8 protein-coding genes and 1 pseudogene are annotated in these 10,073 nt (G+C 49.3%); 7 read left to right on the forward strand and 2 right to left on the reverse strand.

Annotated features, from left to right (window positions below; all coding sequences use genetic code 11):
* A pseudogene (locus EII41_RS12435) lies at nt 1-295 on the forward strand (IS1380 family transposase); the annotation flags it as partial.
* Between the two features lie 194 nt (nt 296-489).
* Here the strand turns inward: EII41_RS12435 and EII41_RS12440 are convergent.
* Nucleotides 490-1,206 (reverse strand): response regulator transcription factor, encoded by a 717-nt coding sequence (locus EII41_RS12440; protein ID WP_124790851.1) that lies wholly within the window; start codon nt 1,204-1,206, stop codon nt 490-492.
* Nucleotides 1,207-1,217: 11 nt separating this feature from the next.
* Nucleotides 1,218-3,203: a sensor histidine kinase gene (locus EII41_RS12445; RefSeq protein WP_185711913.1), complete on the reverse strand. Its 1,986-nt coding sequence runs from the start codon at nt 3,201-3,203 to the stop codon at nt 1,218-1,220.
* Between the two features lie 318 nt (nt 3,204-3,521).
* Here EII41_RS12445 and EII41_RS14195 point away from each other — a divergent pair, with 318 nt between their 5' ends.
* From EII41_RS14195 to EII41_RS12470, 6 genes are all read left to right on the forward strand, one after another.
* On the forward strand, nt 3,522-3,689 hold the full coding sequence (locus tag EII41_RS14195; protein ID WP_185711914.1) for a hypothetical protein: 168 nt from the start codon (nt 3,522-3,524) through the stop codon (nt 3,687-3,689).
* Nucleotides 3,690-3,717: 28 nt separating this feature from the next.
* Complete coding sequence (locus EII41_RS12450) at nt 3,718-5,085, forward strand: right-handed parallel beta-helix repeat-containing protein (RefSeq protein ID WP_124790853.1); 1,368 nt, start codon at nt 3,718-3,720, stop codon at nt 5,083-5,085.
* Nucleotides 5,086-5,152: 67 nt separating this feature from the next.
* Nucleotides 5,153-5,872: a DUF6935 domain-containing protein gene (locus EII41_RS12455; RefSeq protein ID WP_124790854.1), complete on the forward strand. Its 720-nt coding sequence runs from the start codon at nt 5,153-5,155 to the stop codon at nt 5,870-5,872.
* A gap of 33 nt (nt 5,873-5,905) precedes the next feature.
* Complete coding sequence (locus tag EII41_RS12460; protein ID WP_124790855.1) at nt 5,906-6,955, forward strand: Ig domain-containing protein; 1,050 nt, start codon at nt 5,906-5,908, stop codon at nt 6,953-6,955.
* Between the two features lie 123 nt (nt 6,956-7,078).
* Nucleotides 7,079-7,540, forward strand: a complete 462-nt coding sequence (locus tag EII41_RS12465) for a hypothetical protein (protein ID WP_124790856.1) — start codon at nt 7,079-7,081, stop codon at nt 7,538-7,540.
* Nucleotides 7,541-7,730: 190 nt separating this feature from the next.
* The coding region (locus EII41_RS12470) for a fibronectin type III domain-containing protein (protein WP_185711915.1) at nt 7,731-10,073 on the forward strand (2,343 nt) is incomplete at its 3' end.

A 10,073-nucleotide genomic window follows, 5' to 3' on the forward strand; every position in this document is an offset into this window, starting at 1 on the left:
GGATTTTGGGGCTGAAAGTTTTAATTTAAAAGACTTTTATGCAACCGAAGCCGCCTTGATTTTTTCGATGACAGCCTACAATTTAATGTCTCTGTTCCGACTCTTCGTTCTTCAAGAAAAAACGCAAAAAACACTATCTACACTACGTTATCGAACTTTTACCATCGGTGCATATTTTGAAAGGACAGGTGATACGCTCAAACTAAAAATAGCGCTTACTAAAAAACGACGAAAATGGTTTATCGGACTATGGGATTTCCCCATAAATCTAAACCAAAAAGTGCCTATCGCGTAATCTGGGATAAACGCCGAATCATGTACCCGGTATGACAATTAACATTAAATAATGGTAAACGCCGAACTGTCTATCGCGTAATTTGGGTTAAATTTGAACAAAAAAATGCATTCAATAGTTAAAAGCACAAATGGTCAAATTGGTCACGATAAGATTATTATTGAGGAAAATTTAAACAGACTCTTACGTCTGCATCAAGTTAGGTTCAGTTTCACGATACCGGAGTGTATGACGTATTTAATCAGGTCGCTTGTACGGGAGAAGCCGAGTTTGGACATGATTTTACTCTTATGACTTTCTATGGTACGTGTGCTGACGTTGAGTCGGTCGGCAATTTCTTTGGCTGTCAGTCCGTCGCACAGTAGTCGGATTACGTTCTCTTCCTGAGCTGTGAGGTGAACTGTCTCCGAGCCTGTTTTCTTTGCAAATAGCGGGAAGCGTTTTTTAGGGGATGCCGCTTCTTGTCGCTTGCGGGTCAGGTAAAGCTCATACATGATTTTCGACACGCAGCGGCCGAAATACTGGCCGCCGTTAATGACCGTACGCACAGCGGTTACAATGTCATTTTCGTCGGCCAGTTTGCTTAAATATCCTTCGACGCCGATGTCGAGCAGCTCATCAATCAGCTCTTCCGACACATCGGACGAGATCATGATGATTTTAACCATAGGATATGATTCTTTCATCTGCCGGGCGATTTCAACGCCTGATACGTCCGGCATGCGGATGTCGAGCAGAAGTAATTCGGGCACATGCCCTGTCGCGATTAGCGCCATAAACTCCGTTCCGGAAGTAAACGTACCGGCCATCTTCACCAGATAGGAGATGTTCTTTTCGATAATTGACGAGACACCCGCCGAATAGATCGGATGGTCATCGACGAGCATAACGGATACCTTTCGATCGTTCATCTACATGAAACTTATTTATGCAATTCGAATTCAACTTCCGTTCCCTGTCCGTGCTCGCTACGTATAATCAATTCGCTGCCGTTGCGTTCCAGCATTTCCTTGCAGATGAGTAGCCCGAGTCCGCTTCCTTTCTCGTTGTGTGTGCCTGCGGTCGAACGGAAAGTACGGTTTTTCAGGATGGCGTCGATCTGTTCCGGTTTCATACCTACGCCCGAGTCTTTTACCGAGACTCGCACGGATTCCTCGAGGCATTTGGTCGTAATGATGATTTCACTATCGGGATGTGAGAACTTGATCGCGTTATGAAGCATATTACGCAGTACGGCTTGAATCATGTTGCGGTCGGCAAAGGCCTCACATTTTTCGGCCGTTTGTAAGCGTAGGTTGATCTGCTTATATTGTGCCGGCATGCGATAGATACGCGCTACTTCGGCTACGGTCTCGTTCATATCGAAGACGATGGGAGCGGGTTTCATCTGTCCGGTCTGCATACGCGCCCAGCTGAGCAAATTTTGTAGCAGGTCGAGTTCAGCCTCCGTCGCGTGCTGAAAGTCATACAGATTCGTTTTCAACTCATCGGTCGAAAGCTCGTCCAGTTTATGCAACAGTCCGTCCACCGCTCTCTTCTGTGCCATGACGGGCGATTTCAGGTCGTGCGAGATGATCGAAAACAGCCGGTCTTTCGTGCGATTCATTTCGTACAGTTCACGGTTGCGCCGACGCACCAATCTGCGGTAACGATCGACGATAAAGAGGATGAGCAAACAGAGCGCGATGACGACCAACAGCACCCACTGTTGCTGGTTTTTACGACGCAGCTCGGCCTTATGGATGACGATTTGATGCTCTTTCTCAGCCATTTCGTAACGAACCATAAAATCATTCACCTGCTTTTCCGACTCCAACCGATAAATCGAGTCGCTCAACAGGTTTTTGCGTTCGATATAATTGAATGCCAAGCTGGGGTTGGTCTGTTTATAAATCCGATAAAGCCCCTCGCTGGTAGCCAATTCGGTTGCTATCATCCCGGTTTCTTTCGCAATGTCTTCGGCCTCTTTATAATATTTTTCGGCCTGTTGAAGTTGCTCCTTTTTATGCTGCAGTTGGCCCATTTGCAAATAACTTATGGCTAACGACGATTTTTTATCGAGACTGCGAAAAGTCTCGATTGCCTCAAGATAGAGTTTTTCCGCCTCGTCATATCGATTCATTTCCGCATAGGCGCTGGCCAGGTTCGATTGCCGAATCGCTATTTTATCTTTATTTCCGATACGAGTATCCAATTCGAGTGCTTCTTTGAACAGGGGTAATGCATCTTCAGGCTTTCCGAGACGTACATAAATCTCGCCCAATTTACTCAGCCGTATGGCTAAAGCACTTTTGTCATGAATCCCGCGTGCTATGTTTATGGCTTTTAAATACATGACAATCGACAAAGAGTCTTTTTTCATGTGCGTATAAAGAGCTCCCATGTTGCTGTATACGATGCCTTGCCCGGCATCGTCATTTTGTCGTTCGGCCAACATAAGCGACTGCTCCAGTGTTTGATGGGCTTTATCGTAGAGGCCGGTACGAATATAGGAGACGGCCATAATATCGAGTACAGCTACCAGAACAGCCGTGTCTTTCAGATTATTTACCGGCTCAAGCGCAAGATTGGCATAACGAATGCACCGTGGATATTCCGCACGATCGTAGTAATAAAACGCTACGCCACCATATACGGTTCTTTTCAGACTGTCTACCGGTGTCTGCTTGGTAAACCTGTAGCTTGTTTCGAGCGCTTTTTCCTCGTACAAATAAGCAACCAACTGATTAACGGCATCGATTTGCGTCACGACGGAATGTTGCTCCTCAAACAGCCAGAGCAACGAGTCTATTTTATGAACATCGGCCGACATACCTGCACAAAGCCATCCGAAGATGGCAATCAGCCCCAACCTATTGGTAAATGAACCACCATGCATGGTTACGTATGCTTTAAATTTTTCATACATGCTGCAAAGATAAACGCTTTGTGCTAATTTTTTATCTATATGTGTGAATTTTATGCCGGGTATCTGCGTCATTAAGTTATCAAACCGACCCCGTCATTGTCACCGTGTTATTTTTATCGCCGCGTATTTCAATGCCGTAAACAGAATTTCAGGGAGAGTTTCGTAGTCGATTACGTACGTAACCGTGTTTTAAAAGGCCGTTTTACGTACGTAATTTTATGTGATTTTTACGGATTGACAAGCTTTGTTTAGACCTCTAACTTTGCATCCGTTATGAGACAGAGGAACAAGCAGAACGGTATAAAACAAAAACGGGCTATGCGAAGAAATATAAAAAGCATGCCGCAGAAGACGATGAAAGAAGAGCGGAAAGAAAGCGAGTGCAAATATAAAAAGGAAATCATGTACAATGAACTCAAAAGACTTTCCGACACGTATGAGATATTTCTGAGAACAGTCTATGGAGAAGAGGCGACAAACAATTAACATCATATAATGAAAAATTTATAAGCGAATGAAAACAATTGAAATGAAACACAAACAGCAAACGACCGGCCGGAAGACCCGTCTCACGATGTGGATCGTATCGGCTATCCTGTATGCCGCCGGAGCTACGGCACAAGGTCAAGTCATTTATGTAAGCGCGGCCCATGGTGCCAACCGCAACGACGGTTCCAAGGCTTCGCCGGTAAAGAATATCCAAAAGGCGATCGACATGGCGTCCGACGGAGCAACCATCTATGTGGCCGAAGGTAATTACTACGGCACGATGAATAGCGGAAACATCAACGTCACGAAGCCTGTAAAGATTATGGGAGGCTATTCGAACGATTTTGCGACACGCGACGTATTGAAGTATCGTACGTTGGTACAGCCTTCGCACGAATCGAACGGTACGCAAAACGGACAAGGCACGATGCAGATCAAGGTACAGAAGCCCGGCAGCGAGGTCGTGATTGACGGGTTACTGTTCGACCGCGGCAACTCCATCGCCTACAATGCCAGAGGCGAAGGCAAGCCGCAGGGGGTAGAGTCGCCCATGATGCAGCCTATCGGTGCCAAAGGAATCGGCGGGCCCGATCTGAAGACCCCTGATGTGCTGACCTCTCAGACGGCTCAGATTTACCTTGAGAATCCGAAGTGCAATCTGACCATTCGAAACTGCGCTTTCCTGAACGCTCCTAATTACGGAATACGCGGGAACTTCAGCGGTAAAGCCGTCATCACGAATAATATCTTTGTGAACAATCGCATGGCCGCTTGCGAAATACCCGGCGGAAACATGCAGAGCAACTCTGTCGTAGAGTTTTCGTACAATACGGTGCTTTTTATTTGGGCACGCCTCAAAGATATGGCCGACATGGGCTATGGTTACCGGTATATGACGGGAACCGACAGTCACGTTCATCACAACATCATCGGACTGACCACCTTCGCAGGACTTGACCGTACGCGGATAGACAGCGACAAGGCAAAAGAAGCCAAGCGTGTTACCTCGGCCGAAAACAACGTCTTTTTCCTCAACAAGCAGGCTGACCTGACGATACCCGGCGGCGGGATGTTTATGCGAATCAAGGCACAAGACTTCGATGACGTAGAGCAGCTCTCGAAAGCAGGCGGGAACAAGTCGCTCACCGATCCGGCCACGTTCAAAGGCAAAATCGACGAAGCCTACCTGAACGGATTTCTGGCGGCCAGCTACAAAGAAACGACCAGTCACGACCCGAATTCGGAGGCCAATCGTTTCCGGCAAGCCATGGGAATGAATATGACCGGCACCATGCAATCGTCCGCCACGATGTTTGCCAATCGCTATCCTTACTTGAAAGCGCTTCAACTTTTTGGGGCGATGAGCGGATACGGAGCGCAGATACCGAAATGAGACAGGAAACAATAATATATTAATGTATAATCATCAAACCAACAGTAAAATGAAAAAAAGATTCAAAATGATAGCCATAATGACTATGATGCTTTGCGCTGCATTCGTAAACGTATCGTGCGATAAAAAGAATGACCTGAACGGAGGCGACAACGGCAACGGGGTGATTCCTTCTTCCGGCCCGATTGAAGTATCGATTGCCGGAAGTATTGATCACAGCAATTACACGCCAGGGCAGACCGGTACGGTTACGTTCAACCGTTTCCCGAATTCGGTGAGTGAGTTCAAGCAGGTGAAAGAACAGATTGGGCGCGAGCCTCACGGCGCGGTAGCGTTGGAATTGATGGCATTCGAGATGTATCGCCGCAACCGCAAGACCGGCGAAGAATGTATTCAGCTGATCAACACAAAGCTGAACGTAAAGCCCTGCACCGACCGTTTGAGAGAGCTTTTCGGAAAAGACGGCGTATATGCCCGTCCGTATCAGATCGCCGCTTTTTTGCGGGGGGCATCTCCGTCGAACGGGTATACGCCTCAAGAACCTTATACGATCGAGGTGTCCGTCAACACAGCCCGTCCATATCAGACGTTGACCGATTATAATGCCAAGGTGCTGTATCTCGAAGTGAAGACCGGTGGAAAGGGCAGCGGGCGCGAAACGGTGGAAGTGTTGAAAACGACCCGTGCCGGCGAACCGAGTAACGGAGAATTCTTTATTGTGATGAATTGCCCGGGTGTGTATGCACAGGTACAACCTGCCGCTATCGCTTTTCCGGGACTCAAGTAAACATAGATTGAAATCATTAAAAGAAAAATCGAGATGAAAACAAAAGGAACACTGGCTAAGATAGCCTTATGGACAGTAAGTATGATGGTCGCTCTGGCCGTAACATCGTGTGGAGACAATGCTCCTGAGCCCAAACCCGATCCCGGTCAACAAGGCGGAGGGGGTCAACAAGGTGGTGGAGGCGGCCAGCAGGGAGGCGGCGGCACCGTCGCCGTGACGGGCATCACGCTCGACAAAACGACCCTCGAGCTGAACATCAACGGGCGCGAAACGATCAAGGCCACCATCGTGCCGGCGAACGCATCGGTACAGATCGTGTCGTGGAGCAGCAGCAACGAAGCCGTGGCCAAGGTAACGAGCGGCGGCGAAGTGACGGGCGTGAGCGCCGGTACAGCGACGATTACCGCCAAGGCCGGCAGCGTAACGGCTACCTGCGCGGTGACGGTCAAGAAGGAACAACAGCAACTCGATCCGCTCAAGGTAACGATCGAAGGGGCCATCAATCACACCACCTATACCAAGGGACAGAAAGGGTCGGTTACCTTCAACCGCTTTCCGGCGAATGTCGAAGAGTTCAAGACGGTAAGAGACCAGATAGGCGGTGAGCCTCACGGAGCCGTAGCGTTGCAGATCATGGCCTTCGAGATGTATCGTCGCGACCGTCAGGCGGGCGAAGCATGTATCAAGCTGAACAATACCGTGCTCAATGTGGCCGAATGCACCCGCAGGCTGAAAGAAATATTCGGTGGCGATCTCGTCTACAGCAGAGCTTACCAGATGGCAGCTTTCCTCAAAGGAGCTACGCCCGAGAACGGGTACAATCCCACCGAGCCGTATGTGGTGGAAGTCTATGTGAATCCGGGCGTGGAGTACATTCAAAGCAACGATTACCAGACCAAAGTGTTGGTACTCGAAGTAAAAACTAAGGGGAAAGGAACCGAACGCGAAACGGTACGGGTGCTTAAAACCGCTCGGCCGGGCGAAGCAAGCGCGAACAAATATTTTGTGGTAGAGAACTCCCCCGGCCTCTACTCGCAAGTGAAAACCCCTTCGTTTACCAATCCATTCAAAGGACTGAAATAAACCGCTGCAAATCGGGAGAACGTTTGGGGGCCAACAGACACGGTATGCCCCCGAACGTCTCTCTCCGGTATGTGGATCATACGAACAGAATAACACATTGTGAATACGATGAAAGCAAGAAAAATGAAACACGTAAAACAGCCGGCCGTTTGGGTGATCGCCTTAGTGGCCGTGGCACTTACAGCCTGCGGCGGGAGCAAACAACAACAAGCGGCTTCGGACAAGGGCGAGGTGACGTTTATCTACGAAATCGAAAACATCCTCAAGATGACAAACGGCGTAGTGCTGATGGGCAAAACCTTTTCAGGAAGCGAAGGCACGCTGAGCGTTGGCGAAGAAATCACGTACTACGACTCGGCCGGAGAGAAAATGTTCACCTGCAAAATTGCAAGTATCGGAATGCCGGACGGAACACAGACCCTGAAGCAAATAACAGCCGACGGGAAAGCGTACAACCTCGTGATTTACGACCGGACGAAAGACGAATTCGAAATCAGCGGCTACCTCGTCAAAGGCGATTTTGAAAAATTGGTCGAAGAACTGCTGGAGTGGGAAGAAAGCAAAAAAACGAAAAGTGAAGAGTGAAGCAAAGTAGTCAAGTAGCAAAGTAGTCAAAGGTAGTCAAGGTAGGGGCGAACCCGTGTGTTCTCCCTGACTATCGCCGACCGCCTCGAACGCAAAGGAAGTGAAAAGTGAAGAGTGAAAAGTGAAAAAAGTAGCAAAGTAGTCAAAAGTAGTCAGAGTAGTAAAGAATAACCATTAACAATTAATGAACATGAAACGAATAAAACAACTTTCGATTTGGATGATCGCTCTTTTGGCGATAACCGTAACCAACCCCGCATGGGCCTGGGGCGATTACGATGAACCCACGGGGGGCAGCTACGAAGCGGGCTACCCCAAGGCCGTAGGCACCACCCCCGTCGAGCTGAAATGGACAAAAGGCAACGAAAACGTCACGCCACAAAACAGGCTGCGGTATTGGGTGGACTGGAAGAAAAAGTCAGGAGAAGGGGCGGGTAAAAGTGCTCCGATGATCGATATCACCACCTATACCCTTACCGGTCTCGAACCCATTTTCGAGTTTATGATAGATTTGGAGGATCCCACGCCGGGCAAATACGGCACCGTTACTACTACCCTGACCACCGCTACGATAAACTGGACAAAAGCTACCGATAACAAAACGAAACAAAACAAGCTGAGGTATCAGGTGTTTTGGTACAAGGCTATTGGTGGACCTATTACTAGGACTGAATGGATGACCGATATCACCACCTATACCATTACCGGTCTCGAACCCAATACCGAGTATATACTGGAGGTGGAGGTACGGGATGAATCCGTTAACTACATATCCTACGGCAAAAGATGGTTCAAAACCAAAGCGCCAGTCGATAAAAAGGACCCCACGCCGGGCACCTACGAAGCGGGCTACCCCAAAGCCGTAGGCTCCACCTCCATCGAGGTAAGATGGACAAAAGGCATTGATGACGTCACGCCGCAAGACAGGCTAATGTATTGGGTGTACTGGTATACAGAGTCAGGAGAAAGGTTGGGTAAAACTGCTACGATGATCGATATCACCACCTATACCATTACCGGTCTCGAGCCCAGTACCAAATATAAAGTGGTGGTGTTGGTAGGGGATGAAGTCGGTCGCTACAACACCTACGGCGGAAGAACGGTCAAAACCCAAGCGGTGCCCGATTACGATCGCCCCACGGCGGGCAGTTATGGCACCATTACCGCTACCGCCAACAGCATTACGGTAAACTGGACACGCGGCACCGATGACATCACGCCACAAAACAAGCTAAGGTATAAGGTGGTCTGGAAGGAAAAATCATCAACAATGTTTGGTAATGGTAGTATTCTCTACACCGATATGACATCCTATACCCTTACCGATCTTAAACCCAATACCGAATATATACTGGAGGTGCAGGTATGGGATGAAGCCAATAAATACAAATTCTACGGCGAAAGAACGGTCAAAACCAAAGCGGATACCCAGGATCCCACGTGGGGCAGCTGGGGCACCAATACCTCTACCGCCACCACCATTACGCTGAACTGGACAAAAGCTACTGATAACGCTACGCCGCAAAAGAAGCTGCGGTATCAGGTGCTCTGGAAGAAAAAGTCAGCAACATCGTGGAATTATACCGGTCTGAAGAAAAATATCACCACCCATACCCTTACCGGTCTCGATCCCGATACCGAGTATGATGTGAATGTGGAGGTACGGGATGAAACCGATCACACCGCTTACTACGGCTATATAACGGTCAAAACCAAAGTGCTCGATACCGAAAAGCCGAAAGCCGGATGCAACGGTAAGATCACCATCGGCACGGTAACGGCCAACAGCATAGCGTTGAGCTGGTGCGCAGCCACCGATAACGTCACGCCGAAAGACAAGCTGAGGTATCAGGTGGCCTGGAAGAAAAAGTCGAGCACATCGTGGGCTTGGACTTTTTTCTCCACCAATATCACCACCTATACCCTTACCGGTCTCGATCCCGATACCGAGTATCAGGTGGATGTGTTGGTATATGATGAAGTCGAGAACCGCAGCTATTACGGCGTAAGAGAGGTCAAAACCAAAGCGGCCGGCGGTGGCAGCAGCGATACCCAGCGCCCCACGCCGGGCAGCTACGAAGCGGGCTACCCCAAAGCCGTAGGCGCCACCTCCATCGAGCTGAAATGGACACGCGGCAGAGACAACAAAACGGCGCAAGCCGACCTGCAGTACGTGGTGTACTGGAAGAAAAGCTCGGAGAGTGCCTGGCAAGCCAGCCATTCCGGGCCTGCCACCAATTTCCCCAAAGACTGGACGGCATATACCATTACCGGCCTCCAGCCGAATACCGAGTATATCATGATTGTGCTTGTACAGGATGAAGCCGGCAACTACACAGACTACCGCCCAAGAACGGTCAAAACCCAAGCGGCCGGCGCCACCATCGCCGTGACGGGCGTTACGCTCAGCCCCGCGTCGCTCAGTTTGGAGGTGGGTCAAACGGGCGGTCTGACGGCCACCGTCGCTCCGGCCACGGCCACGAACAAAAAAGTGACGTGGACAAGCAGCAACACGGCCGTCGCCACCGTCGAC

The organism is Tannerella forsythia (assembly GCF_003860135.1).
Classification (GTDB): Bacteria; Bacteroidota; Bacteroidia; order Bacteroidales; family Tannerellaceae; genus Tannerella; species Tannerella forsythia_A.